We start from the raw sequence: 25,992 nt of genomic DNA on the forward strand, positions 1-25,992 counted from the left end.
ATTAAAAAAGATGACTCCTGATGAATTCAGAAGTCACCTTTTAGCGGCCTAATTAGGCCATGGGGTCTTTCTTTTAAAACGTCCACAATTAGGGTCACAGTTCAAGAGCCCGGGCAAGGCTGCTTTTTGCATTATTTGCTTTTGGTAACGTGCAGCAGTTCAGGAACTGTGACGAACGTATAGCCTGCTGCTTTCAGCTTAGCAATTAACGGTCCAATTGCTTGGACGGTGCCTGATAGGTCCTGACTGTCCGCGCCTCCAGAATGCTGAAGAATAATGGACCCTGGCTTTGTTTGCTGCATGATATTGTGAAGAACTTGATCGGAATTCAGTGATTTCCAGTCGAGGGAATCCACATTCCAGTTCACAATTAAATAGTGATGATTTGCAATCCATTTGACCTGCTCTTCATTAATTGCGCCATAAGGGGGACGGATTAACCTAGGGGCGTAGCCAATGAGGTTCTGCAAAATGGTTTCTGTACTCTCAATCTGGTTTTGAAATTTTTCCACAGAGAGCTTCGGTAGATTCTCATGGCTGTAGGAGTGGTTGCCGATGACATGCCCTTCATTCGCGATTCGCTTGATGACGTCGGGATGCGTGTTAGCCATAGCACCAAGTACGAAAAATGTTGCTTTCACTTGATTTGCCTTTAAGGCATCAAGTACTTTTGGTGTAAACCGTGTATCGGGTCCATCGTCAAAGGTTAAGGCGACTTTCTTCTCCTGACTGGAGCCGCGGAGCTTGAACGTGTCCGGGTATTTAACAACGAGCTGTGAGAGTGTAAGTTTTTTCTGAGAAATTCTTACTTGGCCTTGATTTTTTTGAACGGGCAAAGAAGGTCGCTTAGAGGCCTCAGATTGTGATACTGACCTTTTCGAGTTGATCTTAGGCTTCAAGCTGGGCGTCGACGTAGGACTTGGCGCAAATGTAGGGCTTGGAGCTCGTGTAGGTGCTGTTGGCCAAGCAGAAGCAGAGGGCGTGCTCGCGGGTGGCAACATGCTCAATCGCTTGGAATCGGAAGCGTCTGTAACGAACGGGGACTCCGCGAAGTCCTTACTAGCCTCCAGGGATGTCTGAGTGACATTTGGAGTGGAATGTTGGGTTGAGCTCTGATCTTGAAAAGGCTTCGTTAAAGGCGCACCGCAGCTAGTTACAAGCAGACAAACGATGCTAAAGGACCAAAGCCGTTTGGTCATGGCAATCCCCTCCGAGCAATATGACTATACTCTAGGTTTTGTAAGGGGAGGCGAAATTATCCCGTGCAAATAACGGAAATAGATTGTTCTAGAGATAAGTCGTATAACAGGTGGGACGGACTAAGAAATAATTTTTTGAAACGTAACAATATCTAAAAATTGACCCCATTTGAAGCCAACCTCACGGTAGTGTGCGCATTGTTTGTAGCCATTTCGGGTGAACATATGGATGCTAGCTGAATTATCTGCACAAACAGTTGCAATTAAGGAATGAAAGCCGCGCTCCTTCGCGATCTCTTCTACATATTGAATAGAGGCAGATCCGATCCCTTTGCCGACGCATGTTGGATGAAGATAGATAGTCACTTCGCAAGTTGTATCATAGGCTTGTTTTTTCTTATGGGGCATAACTTGAACATAACCTTGCAGCTTCTCATTTTGCAGAATGACATACGTTTGATAACGGGGATTAGTGTGAACGACACTTTCTGTGAACTCGGGTAATGCAACAGGCTCTGTATGAAAAGAGTAAGTAGAATGAATAACAAAATGATTGTAAATATCCATCAGAAAAGGAACGTCGGACGTCTCTAATGGCTTGAATGTTAAAGTAGACATGATATGGGCACCTCGCTGAGTTTAGTAGACGTTTGTTCAACTGGAGAAGCTAATCTCGTTCATTGAAATGACATTTTCAAATAGACATTCCGTCCTAATCCATGTATCTTAGATATAATATCTACTAGAATTAGGGGGAGTCACATGTCAGGCAATTCAAGTTATATTCTCGTGATCGTTATTGGTGTTATCGTACTCGCTGGCCTGACTTACATGAATCTTCGCAAAATAAGCAAATCCACAGCCGATTTGACACAACTTAAGAAAAGAACACTTCTCTGGAGCGAAATCTCCCTTGCGTTGTTCGTTGTGCAATTGTTTTTCCGTGATCGTAACGGTGGATTCTTATTGTTCTTCGGTATACTTACCCTCTTCACAGGGGCTCATTACTTAGGAGTCTTATATTATTCACGCAAAAGAAACCGATAAAAGTGAAGAGGCTCTCCACGTAGCTAGCTACGGAGGAGAGTCTCTATTTTATTGTCCCAATCTATACGCTGGCAGGGGCGTTCTAGTCGTTCCAATTCGTTGGCTTCGTCTTTGTCGGCGTTTTCCATTTCTGATACCATTTCTTCTTCTGCTTCTGTCCCATTAATGTTCGTAACTGCAACATCACAAGCTTGGCGCGGTCTTCATCGGCATACTTGTCACGTAGATTCTCAAATACAGGTTGATCTTTCATGGCTGCCCTTCTTTTCTGACTGTAGGATGAATGTGAAATATAGAGAATGTATGTTCTTGTTTTTGATTATAGCATAAAATGGAAGGGAGAATCAATCCTAGCAGAAGGAGAGCGTGTTGTAAATGTGGAATGTAAGTAGCAGTCAAACAAATTCCTAACGAGGTGCACAATGAAAAGGTTTATACTATCTTTACTAGTACTATCTCTCCCAGTTGGCGTAGCGGGAGCTGCCACTTTAAATGGAGATTTCGAAGGAAATCCTATCGTACAAGTAACATCCGCTGGACAAAGTTTAAAGGTCGATGAACTACCCGCAATGATATATAAAGATCACACCGTTGTACCCTTGTCCATGTTACGACAACTTGGGGTTCTCGTGACGTGGAATCCTACTACGTACAGTGTAAACGTGACAATGCCTCAATTAGCCTCAGCCAACCCAATAAATCCTGCCAAACAAGAGTTAGAAAACTTGATAAATGTCTATCAATGGCTAAAGGATACGGATACCGCCTTACTAACTTTCTCACACCAACTTCAGCAGTATGCCAATTTAACGAATGGTAATGAATTTGTGAATCAATTAAATATGGATTTTGAAGAATTAATGAAACAATACAATGAATCCAGCCAAATGGCGCTAAAGCTTATCCAAACAGTAAGTAATTCAGATGATCTTAAATCCATCATTAAGAGTGAGAGCGATGCATATAACAATGTTCAACAAACGAAGAGTTTGCTCGTGTTTAAACTTACTGGAAACAGCATGCCCGAATTTGAGAAACAATTTGGGATTAGCCTGCTAAACGCTACGCGTTCGGCACAAAAAAACTTGAACAACACGAATGCCATCATTCATGAACTGCAACGTAAGAATAACGAACTCTTACAAGTTAAATCTTCTAATACAAGTACCTAGACTATAGGGGGAAGAAATGTGTTGTATCGGGTATGCGTGATATTCGTGTTATTTGCGGCTATGTTGCTTAATAGTTATACCCTAACGAGTTATGCCAATGATGAGAAAAACTCGGTCGGAGTAAAGATTCAATTGACCATAAACGATGTTACAGCTGCAGTAAATGGGCAGAAAACGACGCTTTCAACACCGCCTGTGCTGTTAAATAATACGACAATGGTTCCTCTTCGTTTTATTGCAGATGCCTTGAAAGCAGATTTAACTTGGAATACGGAAGACCAGTCAATCACTCTCAAGTATGCGGGTCATTCGATAAAACTGTCCATTGATAACAGAATTGTTCGTATAGATAATCAAAGTAAGACGTTAGAACAGCCAGCAGTCATAATGAATAATACGACGCTAGTGCCATTGCGTTTTATTGCAGAAAACTTGAATCAGACAGTTGCTTTCAACGATGCAACGAAATCCATTATTATTACAACGCCTCATCCGAGAGCGGCGGAGATTCATATCGACAACTTACTTACGGCTTCGAGTATGGGTTTTACGAATAATTTTTTTGTCGAACGGCCCAATGTGAATGTGATCAGTATGGCTTCCGATCATCACGATCTGATCTACATTTTAGAGCGAAATGCAGCTTCCGAGATGAGTTTTATCCTTCGTGTTTATAATGAAGTAACAGGTGAAATGAAAGTGATGTACAGCGGTTTCGATCAGAGCTTTAATTTTGATTATATGGTTCCGAAGTTTGGAGAGCAGCATTTTAACGCCAGTGTGCTCTCGCCGCGCAAACTTGTATATGATGCTAAATTGGATAAGCTTTATTTAATGGCTACCAGTAGTTTTTCTTCTGATACGAGCGTATCTACCGTCATATATGAGATTGCACCCAATGTTCGAATGATGACATATACAATCGGGAAAACGACTTATCATCCAGGCAACTTTATGGGGACTCCTGACGGCCAACGCTTTTACTTCAGCGATATTCTTCATAATAATATCTATACAGGTGAGTTGGGTCAGCAAGCAAATGTATTCATGTCTTTCACTCCTGATAAAGAAAATGTGAAGCTGGCAGCTGTTGAGTATGATGGCAAAATGTTTGTCCTAGATGTATCCAAGCAATCGATTTTTGAACTACAGGAATCCGGAAATCTGAGGTTCGTAGCTCCCATAGACATAAAGGAAGAGATACTGAGGGTATACGAGGATAACGGAACTTTCTATGTCGAAGGGCAACGACAGATTTGGGAAGTAAAGACAACTGGTGAAACCCAGCCTTATGTTGGTTTGAAAGATATTGCTGCTTATAACACTGGACTCTATCTTCCGAAAAGCAATACGTACGACGCAAGTGCTTTTGCTAATATGGGGTTTTCGTTTGGAGGGATGCTATCATTTAACGTTTTTGCAGTTAATCAACACGGGAATGTAGTGATGTATGATGGAGCGTACCACCTATTGAGAAGGATTAATGTTTATACGCAATAGGCTGAATCGTGTGGGTGGGGATGAACAATAAGCAAATTTAAAACTGCCACAGTGATGGCGGTTTTTTTTTGCGATGCAAAATTATATACTCAAGGCGATATTTCATTAGAACAAATGGTTGATAAAAATTAATGTTCAAGTTAATCATTTTCCAGTCAAGAACATTAAAGCATCGATTTCAAAAAGCACTACAGAAAATGATAAACCAAAACCATTCTAGCACCTTCACCAAAACCAACCATACCACCTGTTGCAGTCATTAGAAATGTATTTTCATCGTTTTATTCTGATGCGAGAGTTTAATGATTTCTATCTGTAGAATTCTTAATTACAAGGAAACGAAGGTAACTTTGTCAACATTAATAAAAGGTGATACCATCGAAATTTTTGGTATGAAATATAACGTTGACACAAGGGAATTCGCTATCAACGAAGATGCATTTTTTACAGTGTATTATCTTATGCAAGGTTAGCCGTTATTGAAGGAATGGGTGGTTATATGGCGAAGACTTCGAAACATCAAGTGCAAGAGATTGGGGGGATTTGACGAGGCATTTATGGATGATCTCAAACCCGGGGATCCGGAGTTTGTTTTTTTCTAAAAAGGCAGGATGAGAGTTGATCTTTTAAATTATATAAAAAATTAAGAGGTGTAAATTTTCACTATGAAAATCAACTATTTAATTACATTGGACTCTGAAGAATCAGTTGCAACTTTAGATGAACTTGAAAATGGTGGAAGTGTTTCAGGTTACTTTGAGTTAGTTTGTAATGAAGAATATAGTTATGGATGTATACCATATTTACCAATCCCCGCTGATTTACAAGGTTTGGATTTGCTATCAAGATGGTTCGAGCAAATATCTGAAGCAGCAATGATTATTTCGAAAACTTCTGATTTTGTAATAATTAATGATATTGAATCTTTTAATTCATGGATAGAAATTCAAAGAAGTGGTGAACAAGTATTTATTAGTCATATAATATCAGAAAAGAAAGTAGGACACGGTGCAATATTGCTTAAACCATTAAATGACTGTATTGATGGTCGCTGGGTCAAACAGTCTGTCGAAGTAAATGTTTTTTTAAAAGAGGTCATAGATAAAACACGAGCATTTATAGATGAACTATTTGCACGTAATAAAAATTTTCTGAACGTCAGTTGGGTTGGGAAAATAATGAATAATATAAATAACATAGAGATTTGAAGAGAGATAACTAACTCAAAACGATAGTTTAATTAACAGCTTTATCTTAAGGCAGTTAATTCAATAAAATCTTGTTGAGATTCAATTTAAGAGCTTCTTTAGACTTGGGAAAACTCTTTCAGCATTTATGTTTATGGCTCTAGCCAAGATGCTGAAAAAGGAAAAACTAGGGAGTTCGAGTTACGGGTAACAAAAATAATTTTCAAGAGATTTGATGTGAGCAAGGGAGAAATCCTCAGACTTTTCTGTGTTATAGATAGAAGTAATAAAAGCCCAAAAGAGATCCCCTTTTGGGCTTTTATTGTTTATTCAATGTAGATTTAGAACGATTGTATTTCAATTGGTACACTACTGGTACCGTGATCATTAATAGTAGTAATTGTACTATAGGATAATTAGTTCCCCTTGTAACATGAGGGTTTAGAAAACTGTCCTATAAAATATTAGAAGAGTTCCGAAGAGGTACCCAACGCAGCGCAATGACAACCGTCGATGGGCCTAGTTTGAAGGAGTGTGTAAATATGCGAGATCCGCATTTTGAATTGAAGAATCGTTACGTAATCCTCGAGGGTTAGAAAGTGCTTGACGAGGTGTTTGTAATGAGCGCTACATCGCTACTCTGAAGAAAGTCCGTAGAGGGATTAGCTGCAAGAAGACAGGATGACACATGGCATGTTATGTGGGTATCGACCCTTTGGAGGTGTTGGACGGCAAACAAACGGATCATCGTCAATAAAGGATTCTTCGAGATGGATTATGGCCATACAACATAATGAATATTGAGGAGCTTGGGAGAGAATCACCTCACTTCGAGTTGTCATGTTTTTCAACAGTAATGAGTACTGAGGTTCGATTTTCCTCTTCCATTTGCTGAATAATCTCGAGTAAATAAATGGCAGCACTATAGTTTTCCTGATCAATGAATTCGCGGATGAGTTCAATAACGTCTTGCTTAGATACTAAATAGTATAGCTGCAAAGGACCACATCCCTGAACTAGTACTTGCAAAATATTTTATGCAAAGCATTCATTGAGGGTATGGGCATCGGCTGACTAAATTTATGCTGGACTCATTGTATTGGACGAATACGATGAAATAGAAGACGAGGAGAACGAAGCCGCTTAAATTAGGAGGAATCGTTTGAAATGGAGACAAGAGCTTTTGTGGGTTAAACGAAACGAGCAAGGTGTGGCACTGAGAGTTGAGGAAGAAAGGCCTCCGGGTGTTCCGGTCGATCAGTTTTATGAGGATGAAGATGAGGACTTACCTCTTCTGCGGAGAAAATTGCGATATTTGCATCGTTAAATCGTTATTTCGAACTCATTCAAATTATTAGACCCACATTGCAGCAAGCAGAAGAGGCGATCATCCTATTGTGCCATTTGTATGGCGCTTCGGATGAAGATGATTTGTTTGAACGTGGTAAACCAGAACTAAATGAAACTTACAACGAGTTGAAATCTAAAATTCGCTATATAGAAATAGAAAGATCCCCCCGCTCCTAGCAAGACCTCGGGGGATCGAACGTATGTTCCCGACACCTATCTTAACAAACTGCGGGGGTGTGAGGGAATGGGAACAACGATTTATCTGATGGATACAAACAAACGGCGGCCATGTTGAGAAAGCTGGCTGAAGATAAAACATGTAAGATAAAAGAAATTGAGCAGCAAGAAAATGATAAATGTTTGGATAGTATTCTTGGTAAACATGATGAGCTCTCAATACTGCAAGCAGATCAGCGGATTATTAATGAAATGATTGCAGATTGTGACTGGACGATCGAATGGTTGGAGAGTGGGCGCTGGCCCGGGAATAAACGGGGGATAGAGCGGCGAGCTACGTACCAGCGGGAGAAGTCAACAATGCCAGTAAAGATAAACGGACAGTTAAAATCTTCATCTAAGTATGCTACAATGTCGGTATCAGAACAAAAGGCTTACTTTTCGCATGCCGTAATGTTAGCCGTTATTGAAGAATTGGGGTGGTTATATGGCGAAGACTTCGAAACATCAAGAGCAAGAGGTTGGGGGATTTGACGAGACCTATATGGATAACCTCAACCCCGAAGATCCGGACTTTGTTGAAAAGTTCATTGAATCTGTAAAACGGCCGATTGAGATTGTAAAAGACGAAAAATAGAAGCACTCACATTGGAGCTTATTTATTTGTCGCTCTTAAACCCAATGTAACCCAAACATATTTGAAATATTTATTAATGCGGTTCAGATATAAAAGTTTGAAAAAATTTTTGTTAACGTTGAGGGGTTAATTGGTGATATGAGTGGCGGATAAAGTTCTATTAAAAGAAGCTTGGACAAAACAACCATTCGGAATTATTGGCTATGAAATATTGAATGAAGATCAGATATTCGTTGAATATGCTTATAAGTATGGATTCAGGGTGGCAGTTCGTGATTTAAAAATTGATCGGTCGGAATGGGATAGATTAATCAAGCTCATGAGAAGTAGATGAAGCAAATGAGTAAAAGTGTCGGTTCAATCATTGATGAGAGTGACTGGGATTCCGTTAGTTTCTCATAAGATCCAAATTTGAATTTTATTGGGTGAAATCAACAGTATTGAATATCAGAACCATTTTTTAGGATTCCTGAATTTTCGGGAGTCCTTTTTTTGTTGACGTACCAAAAGGCCTTAAACTGGGTATTTCATTCACCAAAATAAAACCAGAGAAAAGTTAGAGTGAGATAAGTGGATTGATTGAAAGAGTTATTGAAAGCACAAGGGCTTCAAGAAGAGTTAGAAGAGAATAATCATCGAATGATGATGTTGAAGAATTAGCTGATATATATAGAAGTAATTTATGCGATCGAAGAAAACAAAGGGATGAACTTAGAGGATTTTGAACAGATTCGACTAAAGAAATTTATTGAAAGAGGGGATTCAAGGAGAAGTATTTACTCATCTATACTAACTGAATAAAGAGGTCCTGTTTATTTGCAGGATTTTTTTAGTACAGTTTATTAACCGAATATAGTAGGCTATGTTAGGAATACATTTGTTGCAGTGTTTTTTACTTTGAAAATTTTCGTCCCCAAAACGTCCCCAAGATAATATTGTACTATCTGTACTATATGCAATTTCGCCTCTGTTATAGTCCAAATAAACCCTTATAGAATAAGGGTTTCTGAAAACTGTCCTATAAAATAATAACGACGGTCGTTTGCACGACCGTCTCATGGGAGAGGAGAAACCGGATGAAGAGCTTATGGGGAAACGTAAGCCTTCTCCGCGGTTGTCTACGACATTCTCTGATGTCGATAGTTCAAGGATGACCGCTTTACGGTAAATTTATACATCACAGGGATAAATTTTTTGTGTCAGATTAGTGCTTGTGGTACGATAGCAAAAGAATGAACCAGCATGGAAGGGAAACGCACAGATGAGAGTGATTTCAGGCACGGCCAAAGGCAGGTCGTTAAAGGCTGTACCAGGTACTAGTACACGACCAACAACTGATAAAGTGAAAGAAGCGATCTTCAGTATGATCGGACCTTATTTCGATGGAGGGCAGGTGCTCGATTTGTTCGCCGGAACGGGCGGGCTAGGGATTGAGGCACTGAGCCGTGGGATGGATAAGGCGGTTTTTATTGATATCGAGAAGAAAAGCATCGACACCATTGGGCACAATGTTGAAGTCGCCAAAGTGAAGGATCAGGTGGAGATTTACCGTACGGATGCGGCGAGAGCGTTGAAGGTGCTGGCGAAGCGGGCGGAGAAGTTCCAACTTGTTTTTCTCGATCCACCTTACCGGATGAAAGGGATCGCGGAGCTGATGACGACGATGGAGGAACAAGCCATTGTGGAATCAGACGCCACGATCGTAGTCGAGCACGATGCTAAGGATGTACTGCTAGATACGATAGGTGGCTTCAAGCAGCTACGTAGAGCAGACTATGGAGATACGGCGGTTACCATATTTAAACGCGACAACGCGTCCATAGGACTCAGTAATTGAAGGAGATGAACAGCATGATGAGGCAAGAACACGGCATTACAGTAGCGGTATATCCAGGTAGCTTTGACCCGGTTACCTACGGTCATCTTGATATCATACATAGAGCAGCAAAAGTATTTGATAAACTAATTGTGGCGGTGCTGAACAATACATCCAAAAATGCGTTATTCACACTGGAAGAGCGCATGGAACTGCTTCGCAAAGTAACCGCGGATCTTCCCAATGTGGAGATCGATGGTTTTCGGGATTTGATGGTTAATTATATGAAAGCTCGTAATGTAAGACTTATCGTTCGTGGACTCCGCGCCGTATCTGATTTTGAATATGAATTGCAAATGGCATCGACCAATCACAAGCTGAACCCAGATGTGGAAACGTTCTTTATGACGTCAAAACCACAGTTTTCGTACTTGAGTTCAAGCATCGTGAAAGAGATCGCCAAATTCCATGGACCTGTCGAGGATTTGGTACCAGCAGAAGTGGAAGAGGAACTACGCAAAAAATTCCCTCAGACCTAGAAGCTAGATCGAAAGGAATTTCAAGTTGCGATTTGGTTAATTTACCACTTTCCGCTGAAACAAGCGTAGACCAATCGAAACGAGCAGCATAAGGGTGAAAATAAAAAGGAATTGCATCAGCATTGGTCCCCATAGGCCCCATGCCGTTTCGCCGTTCAAGGGGAACGGTACCGCGGCGGCTGAATTGCTCGCTAAGTCTAATCGAAGAAAGCTGGGCTCTGAGTCTAAGAAGAGCAATTGCAATGGTTTCCAGAGCAGGATTGTAGTGAATAGGGCGAGTACAGCATGCAGCGCACGGGACTGTAAGAAAAACGCATATCTAGCGTCAGTTTTCTGATGGAAGCCAGCAACCTGTGCGTGGGCGGACAAACCTCCCCAACCGAGGAATGCACTGAGCAGCGCCATTTGTGGCAGAAGTGAGAGTTCCTTTGATTGACTAAAAGCATAGGCACCAAGATGAATCTCCATTAATCCTTTGATCCATTGCGGTGTTGTGTCCGTGAAAATACCCATGAAGCTAAGAAGGAATTGCGTGATGGGGCGAAGAGCATCGGCAAAATGAGTGATCGAGATAACGTTGATGAGCACGGAAAATATCATCATGTATCCGCCAATCAACATTAACGTTTGTACAGCGGAGGTTACTGCATCTCCGAGAAGCTTACCGAAAGTACGCCCATCTTCCCAATAAGCTTGACGCATGGTTATAAGGGCAGATTTCCCGATAGAAATTGTTTCTTTCGGTTTCGTTTCTAATGTTTTGGCTTCAAGTGGGGCGATGGCTTGCTTGCTATGCCGCATCAAGAATCCGGTTGCGAAAGCAGAAATATAATGAATAATGGCAAGTAGGATCCCTAGCTTGGCGTTATGAAGGAATCCAATCCCGATAACCATGATTAGGAATAATGGACTGCACAAATGCGAGAGGGCCGTTAACCGCTCTGTTTCCGTACGTGTGAGAAGTTTTTTTTCGCGCAGCGATGCAGTAATTCTAGCTCCCGCAGGAAATCCTACAACAAAGCCTGATGCCAAAGCCCAGCCACTAACGCCGGGAAGGCGGAAAAAGACGCGCATTAGCGGTTCTAGGAGCACGCCTGTACCTTGAATGACACCGAAACCAATCAACAGCTCGGTCATAATAAGGAAAGGCATCAAGGCGGGAAAGACGAGCTTCCACCAAATAGTCAGCCCTTCGAGAGAAGACTGAAAAGCTTTGTCGGGAAATAGAATGACAGATATAACGACCAGTCCAGCCAGGGCTCCCAATACCAAAGTGGTGAATTTGGCATGGAATCTTACATTAGGCATAGCATCACCTCGTCCATCGAACATGCTTCATTGTACGCAAGTAGATAGGCGATTAGACCAAGCTTTCATCGAGAATAGGTAGGCCAAACAACAAGTGAAAGCAACAGGAAAGGGGAACCTGTATGGATAAGGAAGAAGAAAGCACGATTCGTACGTGGTCGAATGATTCATATCGATATCCGAGAAGCTCGGCGACGAGACGTTACCTAGTTTCTGCGCTCGTAGGGATTATCATTGTATATTTGTTATTTTTTGTGCGGTTGCCTTTTTTTGTTTTTATGCCTGGGACTGCAGAAGACATCAAGCCGATGGTGTCGATAACCAAGAGCACTGGTCCAGAAAAAGGGAAGCTCATGCTAACGACCGTGCGCGTAGCTGATGCTAATGTGGTGAACTATTTGGTAGGACTCGTTCATCCGTATGAAGAAATCCAGCCCAAAACGGCTGTACTCAAGCAAGGAGAGTCCGAGCAAGAGTATTCACAGCGTCAGGAATACGTCATGTTAACCTCACAAGCCAGTGCGATTCAAGCAGCATATACGGAGGCTAAGATCCCTTTTCATATTGAACATGAGGGTGTGATGGTTCTTCAAACAGTCCCAGGTTTATCTGGTGAGAAGGTACTGAAACCAGGTGATGTGCTTTTGAAGGCTGGGGACAAAGAGGTGAAAGTAGCGCAGGATCTTCTAGACTCTCTCGCAGGCAAAAAAGCAGGCGACACCATCTCCATTACGTATGCTAGGAAGAAAACAGAAATGCAGACGACACTGACATTGGGGGCGCTGCCTCTTCAAGAGGGAGAAACGGCACCGCGGGCAGGGATTGGTGTCGTTCCAGCGGGGATGCAATCGGTAAAAGCCGATCTGGAAGACCAGCAGGTGACGATTAAGGCTGGTGATATTGGAGGACCGTCAGCTGGCCTTATGTTTTCATTAGAGATATTCAATCAGCTTGTACCTGAAGATATTACGAAGGGGTATCGTATTGCAGGAACGGGAACAATTGAAGCAGATGGCACCGTAGGACCGATAGGCGGAATTCAACATAAGATTATTGCTGCGGATCGGGAAAAGGCGGAAATTTTCTTTGCACCCAAAAATATGACCTATAAAGACGGGACCAAGATCGAGAATTATGCCGATGCGGTCAAAAGAGCAAAGCAAATCAATACGAAGATGAAAATCGTCGAGATTGGCACGATGGAAGATGCCTTGAAATATCTAGCAGCGTTGCCTCCGAAATAAGTCATAACTAGCTTAAATAATATTATTTAAATTGACAAAAGGTATGCATAATGGATATAATAATCTTTGTTTGTTTGGGGTGATATCATGCAAATTCGTTTTAGAGAGCTATCTCTGCAAGGGCAATCGGTACCTATGAGCGAAATTATGAATTTGACGGAGCCTTTCGAAGGTCGTCAAGACATACTTAACCATGGGCCTGTTCATGCGAATCTTCATGCAAAGTATGAAGATGGAGTAGTTAAAGTTAACGGTTCGTTAACGCTAGACTTGGAGTTAAGCTGTTCCCGATGCTTAACGCACACTAACCAAACTATTAAGCTTCCATTCAAGGAAGTTTTCATGCAAAAGCCGGAAGAAGAAGATCCAGAGCTAGACGAGGATATTCATCTGGTGGTTGGGGATAAAGTAGATTTGGAGCCTTACGTTGTAGAGAATGTAGTGGTCGGTTTACCGTACATACCACTTTGTGACGAAGCGTGCAAAGGTCTGTGTCCCGTGTGCGGAGAAAATCGCAATGAACGTGATTGCGGCTGTAAGCAGGACAAGATTGATCCTAGACTTGCAGGTCTCGCGGACTTTTTTAACAAAGAATAAGGCAACGCCGAAATTCGTAGAAGGAGGTGTTTTGAAGATGGCAGTACCTCAAAGAAGAACGTCCAAAACTCGTCGCGACAAGCGCCGTACTCACTTTAAATTGGAAGTTCCAGGCATGGTGAAATGTGAACAATGTGCAGAACTGAAGCTAGCACACCACGTGTGTAAGTCTTGCGGAACGTACAAAAGCAGAGAGATCGTAAAAGCATAAGATTGGACATAGTACTTCATCCTAGGTGAGGTGCTATTTTTTTTGCTTTCTTTTTGGTTGTAAATTTAATATACTACAGTTTAGTATCTGGTAATAAGATGAGATCTCACGAGATAAGGTGGTGCTTACCATCGAACGCCTTCCTAAACGACAAAGGCAGCAGCAACTGTTGCAGGCCATTGAAGCGAACCCATTTATGACGGATGAGGAATTGATGCGAACGTTTGGGGTTAGTATCCAAACTGTCCGCTTGGATCGATTAGAGCTCGGTATTCCTGAATTACGGGAACGTATGAAACATATGGCAGTCAAGACGTATGATCCTGTACGTTCACTTCCAATTGATGAAGTTATTGGAGAAGTCATTGACTTACAGTTGGATCAGAGCGGTATTTCGATTTTTGAAATTAAAGAAGACCATATTTTTTCCAGAACCAAAATTGCCAGAGGACATCACATTTTCTCACAAGCCAACTCATTGGCTGTTGCTGTCATCGACGATCCGATCGCATTAACAGCTTCGGCTGATATTCGATTTGTTCGGTCAGTAAAGCTGGGAGAGAAGTGTGTCGCCAAAGCCTATGTGCGATCTGTTTCCAAAGGGAAAGCACGTGTGGAGGTGTTCACTTATGTGGGCGAAGAAACGGTGTTTCGAGGCAACTTTGTCATCTTTCATTCGAAGAAAGAGCAACATCTAGATAGGGAGGACAAGCTCCATGCGGATCGCGATTGATGCAATGGGCGGAGATCATGCGCCTAAGATCGTAGTTGAGGGTGCTCTCGCAGCGGCGAAAGAGTGGAAGGACGTACATATCATTCTAGTCGGTAACAGCGCAGCGATAGAAGCTCACCTCACAGAGAGGCCGGATAACCTAACGATTCGTCACGCGGAAGAAGTTATTGAAGCCGAAGATGAGCCGGTTAAAGCGGTTCGTCGGAAGAAAGACGCTTCCATGGTTGTGGCAGGAAGACTAGTTCGAGAGAAAGAAGCAGAAGCTATGATTTCTGCAGGCAATACTGGGGCATTAATGACAACTGGATTGCTTGTTGTAGGAAGAATTCCTGGTATTGAACGACCAGCATTAGCACCAATGATCCCGACGATGGACGGTCATGGCGTGCTTGCCTTGGATTTAGGAGCGAATATGGATGCAACCCCAGAACAATTAATCCAATATGCGATTATGGGCAGCATTTATCGTTCCAAAGTACATGGTGTTGACAAACCACGCGTAGGATTGTTGAATGTAGGGACGGAATCGACCAAAGGGAATGAATTAACCAAAGCAGCATATCCTTTATTGGAACAAGCTCCGATTTATTTTGTAGGTAATGTCGAGTCTTCGCAGGTACTGCGCGCGCAATGTGACGTCATTGTTTGCGATGGATTTGCTGGAAATATTATGCTGAAAACATTGGAGGGCGCTGCGTCCACCATTTTCTCAGCTTTAAAGCAGGAATTTACGAAATCCATCTTCACCAAGCTTGCAGCAGCCGTGTTGAAGCCTGGGTTGACGCAATTCCGTAAGAAGTTGGATTATAATGAACATGGAGCTGCACCTTTTCTAGGTATTGATGGACTAGTCCTCAAAAGTCATGGTTCATCCGATGCAAATGCCATTAAGAATGCTGTACGTCAAGCAAGAATCGCATTACAAAATGATTTGGTTGGCACCATATCTGCCGAAATTAGCCGCGGGAAGCGAGATATAACAACATGAACTTAATACCAGTTGGGGTACTCGGAACGGGTAAATATGTACCAGAACGTATTTTAACAAATCAAGAACTAGAGACCATGGTGGAAACGAATGATGAGTGGATCGTGTCCCGAACAGGCATCCGTGAAAGAAGAATCGCTGCAGAAGGACAAGCTACGTCTGATCTCTGCTTTGAAGCTTCCAAAGTAGCGCTGTCGAATGCAGGGATTACAGCAGATCAACTGGATTTGATCATTGTAGCAACGATTACACCGGATATGTCATTCCCATCAACAGCATGTATTCTTCAAGAGAAACTGGGAGCGAAGAAAGCAGCGGCGTTTGACTTATCCGCAGCTTGTTCAGGTTTCGTCTATGGACTAGCGAATGCCACTAATTTCATCGCGACAGGTACATATAAATACGCGCTTGTCATTGGCGCAGATTGTTTGTCCAAAATTACCGATTACACGGACCGCAATACCTGCATTTTATTTGGAGATGGAGCGGGGGCAGTTGTAATTGGCGAAGTGCCGGAAGAAAGAGGCTTCAAATCCTTCGAATTAGGCGCTGACGGTACCGGAGGTCCTCTTCTGAAAATTGAGGGCGGCGGTTCCCGGAATCCGGCTTCACAGAACTCTCTTGACCAACGTTTGCATTACATCTACATGGCAGGCGCTGAGGTATTCAAGTTTGCTGTTCGCATTATGGGGAATGCTGCGGATGAAGCTCTTCGCAAAGCGGGCTGGGAGAAAACCGATATTGATCTGCTTGTACCTCACCAAGCCAATATGAGAATTATTCAATCCTCACTGAATCGCTTGGAATTGTCCGAAGACAAATGTATGATTAACTTGGACAAGTACGGTAATATGTCAGCTGCTTCCATTCCAGTTGCATTGGCAGAAGCTTCCGAACAAGGTAGATTAAACGAAGGTGATCGACTTATCTTAGTTGGATTTGGCGGCGGACTTACTTGGGGTGCGACAGCTTTAGTATGGTAAGTAGCTAGATGACTTATTTTAATGTGAAAAAATGACTGAATATATCGTGGAAGGGGATCCTTTTCTCGTATGGGTAAAATAGCATTTGTATTTCCGGGCCAAGGCTCACAATCCGTTGGTATGGGAGCTGACCTATATGGCGCGTTGCCAGCAGCCAAGGACTATTTCGACCGCGCGAATGAAGCGCTAGGTTTTTCTTTGTCTGATCTGATCTTCCAAGGTCCAGAGGACCAGCTGAAGATCACGTACCACACGCAGCCCGCGCTGCTCACGACAAGCATCGCTTGTCTGGAGGCGTTCAAGGCTGCTGGCATCACCCCCGACTATGTCGCAGGACATAGTCTGGGTGAGTACAGCGGGCTCGTCGCAGCCGGCGTGCTCGCGTTCGAAGACGCGGTCCGCACGGTGCGTGCCCGCGGCGAGTTCATGGAGCAGGCCGTCCCTGGCGGCCTGGGTGCCATGGCAGCCGTGCTGGGAGCCGAGCGCGGAGCGCTAACGGAGCTTTGCACGGCAATCACAAACGGCGGCTCCGTCGTGGAGCTCGCCAATGTGAACTGCCCGGGACAGATTGTCGTCTCGGGCAGTAAGGAAGGCGTTGCAGCGGTTGTTGAGCGCTGCAAGGAAGCTGGCGCGAAGCGTGCCATCCCGCTTGAAGTGAGCGGGCCGTTTCACTCGTCCCTCATGAAGCCAGCCTCGGAGCGCCTCGCAGAGGTGCTCGCGTCCATCGAGATGAAGGATGCAGCGGTGCCCGTTGTGGCCAACGTAACGGCTCGTCCTGTGACCCAGCCGAGCGATATTCGCGGCTTGCTGGTGGAGCAGGTGTATTCCCCTGTACTTTGGGAAGACACGATCACGTACTTGATCAGCCAAGGTGTAGATACGTTCATCGAGTTAGGCTCGGGAACGGTGCTTGCCGGCTTAATCAAGAAAGTCGACAAAACGGTGAAAACCGTGTCAATCGGCAGCCTGGAAGCGCTGGACAAGTACAAGCAGGAGGTGCTCAATCATGTTAACGGGTAAAGTGGCGCTAGTCACAGGAGCTTCACGTGGCATTGGGCGGGCAATTGCTTTGCATTTGGCCGAGCATGGGGCTGATGTTGTGGTCAACTACGCAGGTAGTGAAGCCGCTGCTGGTGAGGTTGTAGCTGCGATTGAAGCGATGGGTCGCAAAGCAATTAAATTGCGCGCAGACGTGAGCAGCTATCAAGAATCTGACGATCTTGTGAAGCAAACGTTAGAAGTTTTTGGTAAGATTGATATTCTCGTGAATAATGCGGGTATAACAAGAGACAATTTAATCATGCGAATGAAAGAAGAAGAATTCGATCAAGTGATCGCTACTAATCTCAAAGGCGTGTTCAACTGTGTCAAAGCTGTTACACGTCCGATGATGAAGCAGCGTTTCGGTCGAATTATCAATATATCTTCTGTAGTTGGTGTGCTCGGTAACCCCGGTCAAGCCAACTATGTAGCAGCAAAAGCAGGTGTAATCGGACTCACGAAAGCTACAGCGAGAGAGCTATCCTCGCGTGGCATTACCGTGAACGCCGTTGCGCCAGGCTTTATTGAAACCGATATGACAGACAAATTGTCTGCTGAGATGCGTGAACACATGCTGAAGCAAATTCCGCTGGAACGCCTAGGCCAACCTGAGGAAATTGCGAAGGTAGTTCGCTTCTTAGCTTCTGACGATGCCTCTTACATGACAGGGCAAACGCTCCATGTAGATGGCGGAATGTACATGTAAGTTTCTGTAAAATGAGAATCTCAAAATTGTCTACTGGCAATCTGTCAAAGATTCTCGTATAATACCAAATGAGGAGGTGAACCGGATGTCCGACGTATTGGATCGTGTTAAACGAATTGTAGTCGATCGTCTAGGGGTTGATGAAGCTGAAGTCACCCTCGAAGCATCTTTCAAAGAAGACCTAGGTGCTGATTCTCTCGATGTAGTTGAATTAGTAATGGAATTAGAAGATGAGTTCGATTTAGAAATTTCAGATGAAGATGCTGAGAAGATTACGACAGTAGGAGAAGTTACGAATTACATAAAATCTCATACGTAATAGTCTACAGAGTCCCGTTTCTAATAAAGACGGGACTTCTCTCCATTCTCACTAATAAAAAATATGAATGACTACATAGAAGGTGGTACAAATGAACAGAGTTGTAATTACAGGTATGGGCGTAGTTACTGCCCTTGGTCAAGATCTAGAAACTTTCTGGGGAAACCTCTCATCAGGTAAATCTGGAGTAGGTTTGATTGAAAATTTTGATGTAAGCGAATACCCAACACAGATAGCCGCTGAGATCAAAGATTTCAATATTGAGAACTATGTGGATCGCAAGGAATCTCGCCGGATGGACCGTTTCGTTCAATTCGCAGTTGCAGGTGCTTTAAATGCACTCAAGGATGCGAATTTGAATGTGAAGGAAGATACGGATCCGGAGCGCGTAGGTGTTTCAGTAGGATCAGGCATTGGCGGTTTGAATACATGGGAAGAGCAGCATCGGATTTTGTTAGAAAAGGGTCCTAAACGTGTTTCTCCTTTCTTTATCCCGATGATGATTGCGAACATGGCATCTGGTCATGTATCGATGGTCACGGGTGCGAAAGGGCCGAACTCCACAGCTGTAACGGCTTGTGCAACCGGCACGCACTCCATTGGTGACTCTTTCAAAATGATACAACGTGGCGATGCAGACGTGATGATTTGTGGTGGTGCTGAAGCGACGATTACGCCGATTGGTGTAGCAGGTTTCTGCGCACTGCGTGCAATGTCAACGCGCAATGAAGAGCCGCATTTGGCAAGTCGTCCTTTTGATACAGGTCGCGATGGCTTTGTTATGGGTGAAGGCGCTGGTGTACTCATTCTGGAGTCACTCGAGCATGCTCAGAAGCGTGGCGCACGCATCTATGCAGAAGTTATCGGCTACGGCATGAGCGGCGACGCTTATCATATGACAGATCCAGATCCAGATGGCGCTGCACGTTGTATGGTGAAAGCAATTAAGGACGCAGGGATTACACCTGATGCGATTTCTTACATCAACGCACACGGAACATCAACACCTGTAGGAGATAAGTCAGAGACGATTGCCATCAAGAAAGCACTAGGCGAGCATGCCTACAAGGTTGCAGTTAGCTCGACGAAGTCCATGACAGGTCATTTACTTGGCGCTGCTGGTGGTGTGGAAGCTGTTATTTGTGGATTAACAATTGCGAATAGCCTTATTGCTCCAACAATCAACTTAGACAACCAAGATCCAGAATGTGATCTGGATTATGTGCCTAATAAAGCGCGTGAAGCGGACGTAGCTATTGCGATGTCGAACTCCTTTGGTTTCGGTGGTCATAATGCAACGATCATCATGAAAAAATTTCAAGCATAATTACCATGCCTGCGACGAAAGATAACGGAATATCATTCTCTCCGGGTGGTGAAGTACGACGTGAACCGTGAAATTAAAGATTTACAGAAGCAGTTAGGTGTTTCTTTTCGCAAAATGGAGCTGTTGAAGCAAGCTTTCACACACTCTTCCTATGTGAATGAGCACCGGATTGCTGGACATAAAGATAACGAACGGCTTGAGTTTCTTGGAGATGCCGTACTAGAATTAACAGTTTCGGAATTTTTATATGAATCTTATCCTGGGCGTTCAGAAGGTGAATTAACGAAGCTGAGGGCATCCATAGTCTGCGAGCCATCGCTCGTGACATTTGCCGAAGATTTGGATTTTGGATCTTTTGTCTTACTAGGCAAAGGGGAAGAGTTGACGGGAGGACGCTCTCGGCCAGCCTTGTTGGCTGATGTGTTTGAATCCTTTGTTGGCGCTTTATATCTAGACCAAGGATTGGATACGGTTAAGGTGTTTCTACAGAAGCATGTTTTCGCCAAAATCTCAAGTGAGGGCAAACTGCTTGTGATTGACTATAAGACGCAATTGCAAGAGCATACCCAACATCATAATATGGGTTCCTTGGAATACCGGATTGTGAATGAACGTGGGCCTGCACATGAGCGAGAGTTCGTTGCAGAAGTGCACATGGATGGCGAGCTTCTGGGAACCGGTGCAGGTCGTTCTAAGAAAGAGGCGGAACAGCAGGCTGCTGCTGGTGCACTGTCCAAATTAAACGTAACCGTACTACGATAGTGGAATATCCAGAAGAGGCGGCAGCTGCTGCCTTTTTTGTTTTTTTCTCTTATTTTGATAGGCGATATGTTACAATACTTTTTGAGGTGAGACCATGTTTTTGAAACGGATCGAATTATCCGGATTTAAATCATTCGCGGATCGGACGGAACTCGAATTTGTACGAGGCATAACCGCGGTTGTAGGTCCTAACGGGAGTGGGAAGAGTAATATCTCGGACGGGATCCGTTGGGTTTTAGGGGAACAGAGCGCGAAATCTTTGCGTGGCGGTAAAATGGAAGATGTCATTTTCGCTGGCAGTGATGCACGTCGTGCAGTGAATTATGGGGAAGTCTCGCTCACACTGGATAATTCTTCGCAATCGCTTCCGCTGGACTTTAACGAAGTGACGGTGACGCGTAGGGTACATCGCAATGGCGATAGTGAATATTTGATCAATAAACAACCTTGTCGCTTGAAGGATATCACGGAGTTGTTCATGGACACTGGTATCGGGAAAGAAGCGTATTCCATTATTGGACAAGGGCGAATTGAAGAAATTTTGAGTACGAAATCCGAAGATCGTCGAGGCATCTTTGAAGAAGCTTCGGGGATTGTTAAATATAAATCACGTAAGCGCGAAGCGGAGAAGAAATTAAACGATACCGAGCAGAATTTGCTGCGGATTCACGATTTAGTTTCCGAGCTCGAGGATCAAGTTGAGCCACTTCGTGATCAGGCTGAGAAAGCGATTCGTTTTAAAGAATTGAAGGAAACGCTCAAGAGCAGTGAGATCTCGATGTATGTCCATCAGATCGATCAGATCTATGTAGCTTGGAATGATGCTACGCAGCTGCTGGAGAAGTTAACGAAAGAGCAAACAGAGCTGTCTACTATTGTAAACCAACATGATGCGCATTTGGAAAAACATCGTTGGGAAACGCGTAGATTGGAAGAGGAATTAGAAACGCTGCAAGAAAGTCTGTTAGGATTGAGTGAAGAATTCGAGAAGTGTGAGGGTCACGGTGAGGTTCTCAAAGAACGGAAGAAGAACTATGTGACGAATCATCAGCAACTAAGCACGACAATCGCGATGCAAGAGCAACGCAAATTAGATAAAGAAGCAGATTTGAGCGAGCAGCGTGATAAAATCATCCATATCGGTGCGCAGTTGTTTGAATTCCAAGCCAAACTGACGGCTGAGGAACAGCGCTTACAAGGGGTAAGCGGAGGCATCAGTTCATCACCTGAAGATCAGTTGAAGGGTGAATTGTTAGAAACGCTCAATCGTATGGCACAGTCTCGCAATGAAATTCGCTATGCCGAGCAGCAAATTGAAAGCATTGGGCGCCGATTGGACAGACTTGATGAGGAACGTCAGAAGTGGGCGGATCAGCGTGAGAGTATAACGCGACGCAAGCAGGAGCTTTCAGCTAAACTACAAGAAACAGTAGGGGACATTGAGAAAGCAAGGCAGGACTACGTCCAATTTACCCAAGCGTTAAAGAGTAAGCAAGGGTTGCTGGATGAAGCGCAGACGATGGTGCGGAAATGGGAGCAAAAGCTCGATGCGTTAATTTCCCGCCGCGACACCATGAAAGAAATGGCCAATGATTATGATGGCTTCCAACAAGGTGTTAAGGAAGTACTTAAAGCGAAAACACGCAAAGATTTGCGCGGTATTCGAGGTGCTGTGGCTGAACTTGTCAAAGTGCCTGCTAATGTGGAAGTTGCCATTGAAACAGCACTAGGTGGTGCGCTGCAAAATATTATCGTAGAGACAGAAGCAGATGGTCGTGAGGCAATTGCCTTCTTGAAGCGTCGTCAAATGGGACGAGCTACTTTCTTGCCGATGAATGTCATTCGTGGACGCTCGATATCTGATCATGAGAGTCAGACGTTGAAAGCGTCGAAGGGTTTTGTCGGGATTGCGGTTGACCTCGTTTCTTTCGATACGACGTATACGAATATATTCTCGAGTTTATTAGGGAATGTCGTTGTAGCTGAGAGTCTAGAAGATGCCAACCATATCGCTGCCAAAGCGCAATATCGCTACCGTGTCGTGACGCTCGAAGGAGATGTTGTTAATCCAGGTGGTTCCATGACAGGCGGAAGCTTGCAAAAGAAATCGACGAATTTGTTGGGGCGCCAACGTCAAATCGAAGAACTGGATGCTGAGATCGCAACATCGGAGGGGCAGCTTAGTGGTCTTCGAAGTCAATCCAGCTCATTGAAGCGAGAAATTACCGATGAAATGCTGAAGGTCGAACAGCTTCGACAATTGGGTGAACAGCAGCGCATAACGGAGCAGCAAATTCGAGCGGAATTGAATCCGTTGGAATCTGAAAGCCGCACAGTTGAAGAGCAGCTGACGCTGGATAGCCAAGACAGAAACGCGCTAATGGGTGAACGAACTGATTTCGGCCGTAAAAAAGTCGAAAGCGAAGCGACCCTCGCACAGCTTCAAGAAGAGGAAGCTTCTCTGGGGCAAGCGATTCGTGATGCCGAGAGCTCACGTAAAGCAAGTGAATCAGAAAAAGAAGAGCTGCAAAGCCAATTGACGGATTTGAAAGTGAAAGTGGCATCAACTTCACAAGAGAAGCAATCCCTTCAAGATCAACAAAGGCGCTTGCAACAGGATCTAAGTGATGTGGAACGTGAGATTGAAGTCAATCGCGGTCTATTAACTCAGTTAGAAAGCGATATGGCAACACTTGAACAAGAAACCGTTCTACAAATTGAGCTCTTAAATGATTTGAAGCTTAAGAAGCAGCAATGTTCTGAAAGTATCGAGTTCAAGCGTGCAGAGCGTATGGACTGGTTACAGAAGCTTGAGCATGGGGAAAATGAGACGCGTACACAGCGTGTCCAGTTGAAGCAAGTGGAAGAAAATCTCCATCAAACCGAAGTTCGCGTAACGCGTCTTGATGTGGAGCTTGAGAACTTGCTCAAAAAGCTTGCTGAAGAATACGAACTTAGCTACGAGCTGGCGAAAATGCGTTACCCCGTACCTGAGGATATTCAGGGTACACAGAGTAAAGTGCGCGAGTTGAAACGAGAAATAGCGTCACTAGGCGATGTGAACCTCGGTGCGATTGAAGAATACGCGCGTGTATCTGAACGCTTCGAGTTCTTGAGTTCGCAGAAGGATGATTTGATCGAAGCCAAAACAACCTTGTACCAAGTCATTCGTGAAATGGATCTAGAGATGTCTAAACGCTTTAAAACGACATTCGATGCGATTCGTTCCCATTTTGGAGTCGTATTTGCGAAGCTATTCGGCGGTGGTCGCGCAGATTTGATTCTGTCGGAGCCTGAGAACATGCTTGACACGGGCATTGAGATTGTGGCTCAGCCGCCAGGCAAAAAGCTGCAAAACCTACAATTGCTATCCGGTGGCGAGCGTGCATTGACTGCTATTGCGCTCTTGTTCTCCATTATTCGTGTAAAACCAGTGCCATTCTGCGTACTGGATGAGGTAGAAGCCGCGTTAGACGAGGCGAACGTATCTCGTTTTGCCGAGTATTTACGAGAGTTTTCGGAAATGACGCAATTTATCGTTGTTACACACCGTAAAGGAACGATGGAAGAAGCAGATGTGTTATATGGCGTCACCATGCAAGAAGGCGGCGTCTCTAAGCTTGTATCGGTTCGACTAGAAGACGAGGAAGCTACGATGACGGCGTCATAAGAATAGAAATAGGGGATATATTTAGGAGGAACTATGAGTTTTTTTAAACGATTGAAGGAAAGTATTTCGGGTAAGGCTGAGGCGGTAACCAATAAATTTAAGGAAGGTTTAACGAAAACGCGTGATGCGTTCGTGAACCGTGTCGATGATCTATTTAGCCGACGTAAGAAGATTGATGAAGATTTCTATGAAGAACTGGAAGAAATTCTAATTGGCGCGGATGTTGGCGTGAATACGGTTCTGAAGTTGATTGATGAGCTTCGTGCTGAAGTTAAAAAACGTAAAATTGAAGATCCAGCGGAACTTCAACCGATCCTTTCGGAAAAACTGATTGAGTTGCTAAAAGGGGATGCGGATGCTGGGCTGAATATTAATCCCAATGGCTTAACAGTAATCCTGTTCGTTGGCGTTAATGGTGTAGGTAAGACGACGACGATTGGCAAAATGGCTCACATGTTCAAATCTCAAGGGAAGAAAGTTCTGATGGCCGCTGGTGATACATTCCGTGCAGGCGCCATTGAGCAGCTTGAGACTTGGGGAGAGCGTGTTGGTGTTGATGTCATTAAGCAACAATCTGGCGCAGATCCTGCCGCGGTTATGTATGATGCTGTACAAGCAGCCAAAACACGTGGTGTAGACATTCTTTTGTGCGATACAGCGGGCCGTTTGCAAAACAAAGTGAACTTGATGGAAGAGCTTAACAAAATCTATCGTGTAATCCAACGTGAAGTGCCGGATGCCCCCCACGAAGTTATTCTTGTTCTGGATGCTACGACTGGTCAAAATGCACTTAGCCAAGCTAAGCTATTCGGTGATAAAACAGGTCTGACGGGCTTGGTTTTGTCCAAATTAGATGGAACGGCGAAGGGGGGAATCGTCGTGGCGATACGTCAAGAACTCTCGCTGCCGGTTAAATTTGTGGGGCTTGGTGAGAAAATGGATGACCTCCAAGCGTTCGATTCCGAGCAGTTTGTGCATGCGCTTTTTGGTAAATGGATAGGTGGAAATACTGACAAGGTATAATGCTTGACAATCATCTTGGAATTCAGTATGATAGGTTCTGTTGTGCTGGTGTCAAGTGTGCAACCTTTACGGAGGTAGATTATGACCGTCGATCCTATGTTGGAGAAAACGAATCGCATTAACCTGCTGTTTGATTTCTATGAAGCATTGTTGACCGATAAACAGCGAACATTTCTTGAACTGTACTTCCATGATGATTACTCCCTCGGGGAGATTGCTGAGAACTTCACGATCAGCCGCCAAGCGGTCTATGAGCATATCAAACGTGCGGAATTGACACTGCAGGAATATGAGAGTAAGTTAAAGCTGTTACATAAGCACGAACAACGCATGAAGCTGCGTCAAGATTTAGATGTTGGATTGAGTGATTGTGATCCGGAGCTAAAGAGGAAAGTGACAGAGCTTTTTGATACAATAGTAGGGATGGATTGAAACCTTAGTTAGAAGCAGGAGGTG

The 25,992-nt window shown here is 44.0% G+C and carries 27 protein-coding genes and 1 pseudogene; 23 read left to right on the forward strand and 5 right to left on the reverse strand.

Going from position 1 to position 25,992, the window contains the following annotated elements; all coding sequences use genetic code 11:
- Window positions 1-131: 131 nt before the first annotated feature.
- Both ASL11_RS32875 and ASL11_RS32880 read right to left on the reverse strand, forming a co-directional pair.
- The gene (locus tag ASL11_RS32875; RefSeq protein WP_056624768.1) at window positions 132-1,199 is read right to left on the reverse strand and encodes a polysaccharide deacetylase family protein; all 1,068 of its coding nucleotides are present in this window, start codon (window positions 1,197-1,199) and stop codon (window positions 132-134) included.
- A gap of 120 nt (window positions 1,200-1,319) precedes the next feature.
- Complete coding sequence (locus ASL11_RS32880; RefSeq protein WP_056624771.1) at window positions 1,320-1,817, reverse strand: GNAT family N-acetyltransferase; 498 nt, start codon at window positions 1,815-1,817, stop codon at window positions 1,320-1,322.
- A gap of 144 nt (window positions 1,818-1,961) precedes the next feature.
- Between ASL11_RS32880 and ASL11_RS32885 the strand changes: the two genes are divergently transcribed.
- A complete protein-coding gene (locus tag ASL11_RS32885; RefSeq protein ID WP_056624777.1) occupies window positions 1,962-2,246 on the forward strand; it encodes a hypothetical protein in 285 nt (94 codons plus the stop codon).
- An 82-nt stretch (window positions 2,247-2,328) separates the two neighbouring features.
- On the opposite strand, the gene ASL11_RS36855 is transcribed toward ASL11_RS32885, so the two are convergent.
- Window positions 2,329-2,499, reverse strand: a complete 171-nt coding sequence (locus tag ASL11_RS36855; RefSeq protein WP_157257142.1) for a hypothetical protein — start codon at window positions 2,497-2,499, stop codon at window positions 2,329-2,331.
- Between the two features lie 169 nt (window positions 2,500-2,668).
- Here ASL11_RS36855 and ASL11_RS32890 point away from each other — a divergent pair, with 169 nt between their 5' ends.
- From ASL11_RS32890 to ASL11_RS32900, 3 genes are all read left to right on the forward strand, one after another.
- Complete coding sequence (locus ASL11_RS32890) at window positions 2,669-3,418, forward strand: hypothetical protein (protein WP_056624781.1); 750 nt, start codon at window positions 2,669-2,671, stop codon at window positions 3,416-3,418.
- Between the two features lie 18 nt (window positions 3,419-3,436).
- Window positions 3,437-4,918 carry a copper amine oxidase N-terminal domain-containing protein gene (locus tag ASL11_RS32895; RefSeq protein WP_056624784.1) on the forward strand — a complete coding sequence of 494 codons (1,482 nt, stop codon included), beginning with the start codon at window positions 3,437-3,439 and terminating at the stop codon, window positions 4,916-4,918.
- A gap of 665 nt (window positions 4,919-5,583) precedes the next feature.
- A complete protein-coding gene (locus ASL11_RS32900) occupies window positions 5,584-6,126 on the forward strand; it encodes a hypothetical protein (protein WP_056624789.1) in 543 nt (180 codons plus the stop codon).
- Between the two features lie 804 nt (window positions 6,127-6,930).
- On the opposite strand, the gene ASL11_RS36860 is transcribed toward ASL11_RS32900, so the two are convergent.
- Window positions 6,931-7,104, reverse strand: a complete 174-nt coding sequence (locus ASL11_RS36860; protein WP_157257143.1) for a hypothetical protein — start codon at window positions 7,102-7,104, stop codon at window positions 6,931-6,933.
- Between the two features lie 163 nt (window positions 7,105-7,267).
- Here ASL11_RS36860 and ASL11_RS36865 point away from each other — a divergent pair, with 163 nt between their 5' ends.
- The 5 genes and pseudogenes from ASL11_RS36865 (at window position 7,268) to coaD (ending at window position 10,624) form a co-directional block, all read left to right on the forward strand.
- Window positions 7,268-7,432 (forward strand): hypothetical protein, encoded by a 165-nt coding sequence (locus ASL11_RS36865; RefSeq protein WP_157257144.1) that lies wholly within the window; start codon window positions 7,268-7,270, stop codon window positions 7,430-7,432.
- Between the two features lie 311 nt (window positions 7,433-7,743).
- Window positions 7,744-8,166 (forward strand): hypothetical protein, encoded by a 423-nt coding sequence (locus ASL11_RS32905; RefSeq protein ID WP_056624804.1) that lies wholly within the window; start codon window positions 7,744-7,746, stop codon window positions 8,164-8,166.
- Window positions 8,167-8,411: 245 nt separating this feature from the next.
- Window positions 8,412-8,603, forward strand: a complete 192-nt coding sequence (locus tag ASL11_RS32910) for a hypothetical protein (RefSeq protein WP_056624805.1) — start codon at window positions 8,412-8,414, stop codon at window positions 8,601-8,603.
- Between the two features lie 921 nt (window positions 8,604-9,524).
- Window positions 9,525-10,106: pseudogene (gene rsmD / locus ASL11_RS32915) on the forward strand (16S rRNA (guanine(966)-N(2))-methyltransferase RsmD); the annotation flags it as partial.
- A gap of 5 nt (window positions 10,107-10,111) precedes the next feature.
- Window positions 10,112-10,624 (forward strand): pantetheine-phosphate adenylyltransferase, encoded by a 513-nt coding sequence (gene coaD / locus ASL11_RS32920; RefSeq protein WP_414813329.1) that lies wholly within the window; start codon window positions 10,112-10,114, stop codon window positions 10,622-10,624.
- 36 nt (window positions 10,625-10,660) lie between these two features.
- Here coaD and ASL11_RS32925 read toward each other — a convergent pair whose 3' ends face one another.
- On the reverse strand, window positions 10,661-11,932 hold the full coding sequence (locus tag ASL11_RS32925; protein WP_056624815.1) for a nucleoside recognition domain-containing protein: 1,272 nt from the start codon (window positions 11,930-11,932) through the stop codon (window positions 10,661-10,663).
- A gap of 122 nt (window positions 11,933-12,054) precedes the next feature.
- On the opposite strand from ASL11_RS32925, the gene ASL11_RS32930 reads away from it, so the two are divergent.
- From ASL11_RS32930 to ASL11_RS32995, 14 genes are all read left to right on the forward strand, one after another.
- Complete coding sequence (locus tag ASL11_RS32930) at window positions 12,055-13,176, forward strand: SepM family pheromone-processing serine protease (protein ID WP_056624818.1); 1,122 nt, start codon at window positions 12,055-12,057, stop codon at window positions 13,174-13,176.
- Between the two features lie 87 nt (window positions 13,177-13,263).
- Window positions 13,264-13,773 carry a YceD family protein gene (locus ASL11_RS32935; RefSeq protein WP_056624821.1) on the forward strand — a complete coding sequence of 170 codons (510 nt, stop codon included), beginning with the start codon at window positions 13,264-13,266 and terminating at the stop codon, window positions 13,771-13,773.
- Between the two features lie 37 nt (window positions 13,774-13,810).
- Window positions 13,811-13,984 carry a 50S ribosomal protein L32 gene (gene rpmF / locus ASL11_RS32940; protein ID WP_056624823.1) on the forward strand — a complete coding sequence of 58 codons (174 nt, stop codon included), beginning with the start codon at window positions 13,811-13,813 and terminating at the stop codon, window positions 13,982-13,984.
- Window positions 13,985-14,102: 118 nt separating this feature from the next.
- Window positions 14,103-14,717, forward strand: a complete 615-nt coding sequence (fapR, locus tag ASL11_RS32945; protein WP_164483581.1) for a transcription factor FapR — start codon at window positions 14,103-14,105, stop codon at window positions 14,715-14,717.
- Window positions 14,701-15,705 carry a phosphate acyltransferase PlsX gene (gene plsX / locus ASL11_RS32950; RefSeq protein ID WP_056624826.1) on the forward strand — a complete coding sequence of 335 codons (1,005 nt, stop codon included), beginning with the start codon at window positions 14,701-14,703 and terminating at the stop codon, window positions 15,703-15,705. The genes fapR and plsX overlap by 17 nt, the downstream gene beginning before the upstream one ends.
- Window positions 15,702-16,688 (forward strand): beta-ketoacyl-ACP synthase III, encoded by a 987-nt coding sequence (locus ASL11_RS32955; RefSeq protein ID WP_056624827.1) that lies wholly within the window; start codon window positions 15,702-15,704, stop codon window positions 16,686-16,688. Before plsX ends, ASL11_RS32955 begins: the two co-directional genes overlap by 4 nt.
- Before the next feature lie 69 nt (window positions 16,689-16,757).
- Window positions 16,758-17,708: an ACP S-malonyltransferase gene (gene fabD, locus ASL11_RS32960; protein WP_056624829.1), complete on the forward strand. Its 951-nt coding sequence runs from the start codon at window positions 16,758-16,760 to the stop codon at window positions 17,706-17,708.
- Window positions 17,695-18,435 (forward strand): 3-oxoacyl-[acyl-carrier-protein] reductase, encoded by a 741-nt coding sequence (gene fabG / locus ASL11_RS32965; RefSeq protein WP_056625525.1) that lies wholly within the window; start codon window positions 17,695-17,697, stop codon window positions 18,433-18,435. Before fabD ends, fabG begins: the two co-directional genes overlap by 14 nt.
- 85 nt (window positions 18,436-18,520) lie before the next feature.
- Window positions 18,521-18,754, forward strand: coding sequence for an acyl carrier protein (gene acpP, locus ASL11_RS32970; RefSeq protein ID WP_028558238.1), 234 nt, complete (start codon window positions 18,521-18,523; stop codon window positions 18,752-18,754).
- A gap of 91 nt (window positions 18,755-18,845) precedes the next feature.
- Window positions 18,846-20,081, forward strand: a complete 1,236-nt coding sequence (gene fabF / locus ASL11_RS32975; RefSeq protein ID WP_056624832.1) for a beta-ketoacyl-ACP synthase II — start codon at window positions 18,846-18,848, stop codon at window positions 20,079-20,081.
- Window positions 20,082-20,141: 60 nt separating this feature from the next.
- Window positions 20,142-20,843, forward strand: coding sequence for a ribonuclease III (rnc, locus tag ASL11_RS32980; protein WP_056624838.1), 702 nt, complete (start codon window positions 20,142-20,144; stop codon window positions 20,841-20,843).
- A gap of 94 nt (window positions 20,844-20,937) precedes the next feature.
- Complete coding sequence (gene smc, locus ASL11_RS32985) at window positions 20,938-24,513, forward strand: chromosome segregation protein SMC (RefSeq protein WP_056624843.1); 3,576 nt, start codon at window positions 20,938-20,940, stop codon at window positions 24,511-24,513.
- A 33-nt stretch (window positions 24,514-24,546) separates the two neighbouring features.
- Window positions 24,547-25,536 (forward strand): signal recognition particle-docking protein FtsY, encoded by a 990-nt coding sequence (gene ftsY / locus ASL11_RS32990; RefSeq protein WP_056624845.1) that lies wholly within the window; start codon window positions 24,547-24,549, stop codon window positions 25,534-25,536.
- An 81-nt stretch (window positions 25,537-25,617) separates the two neighbouring features.
- The gene (locus ASL11_RS32995) at window positions 25,618-25,968 is read left to right on the forward strand and encodes a putative DNA-binding protein (RefSeq protein WP_056624847.1); all 351 of its coding nucleotides are present in this window, start codon (window positions 25,618-25,620) and stop codon (window positions 25,966-25,968) included.
- Window positions 25,969-25,992: the final 24 nt, after the last annotated feature.

It is taken from the genome of Paenibacillus sp. Soil750, assembly GCF_001428045.1.
GTDB lineage: Bacteria > Bacillota > Bacilli > Paenibacillales > NBRC-103111 > Paenibacillus_E > Paenibacillus_E allorhizoplanae.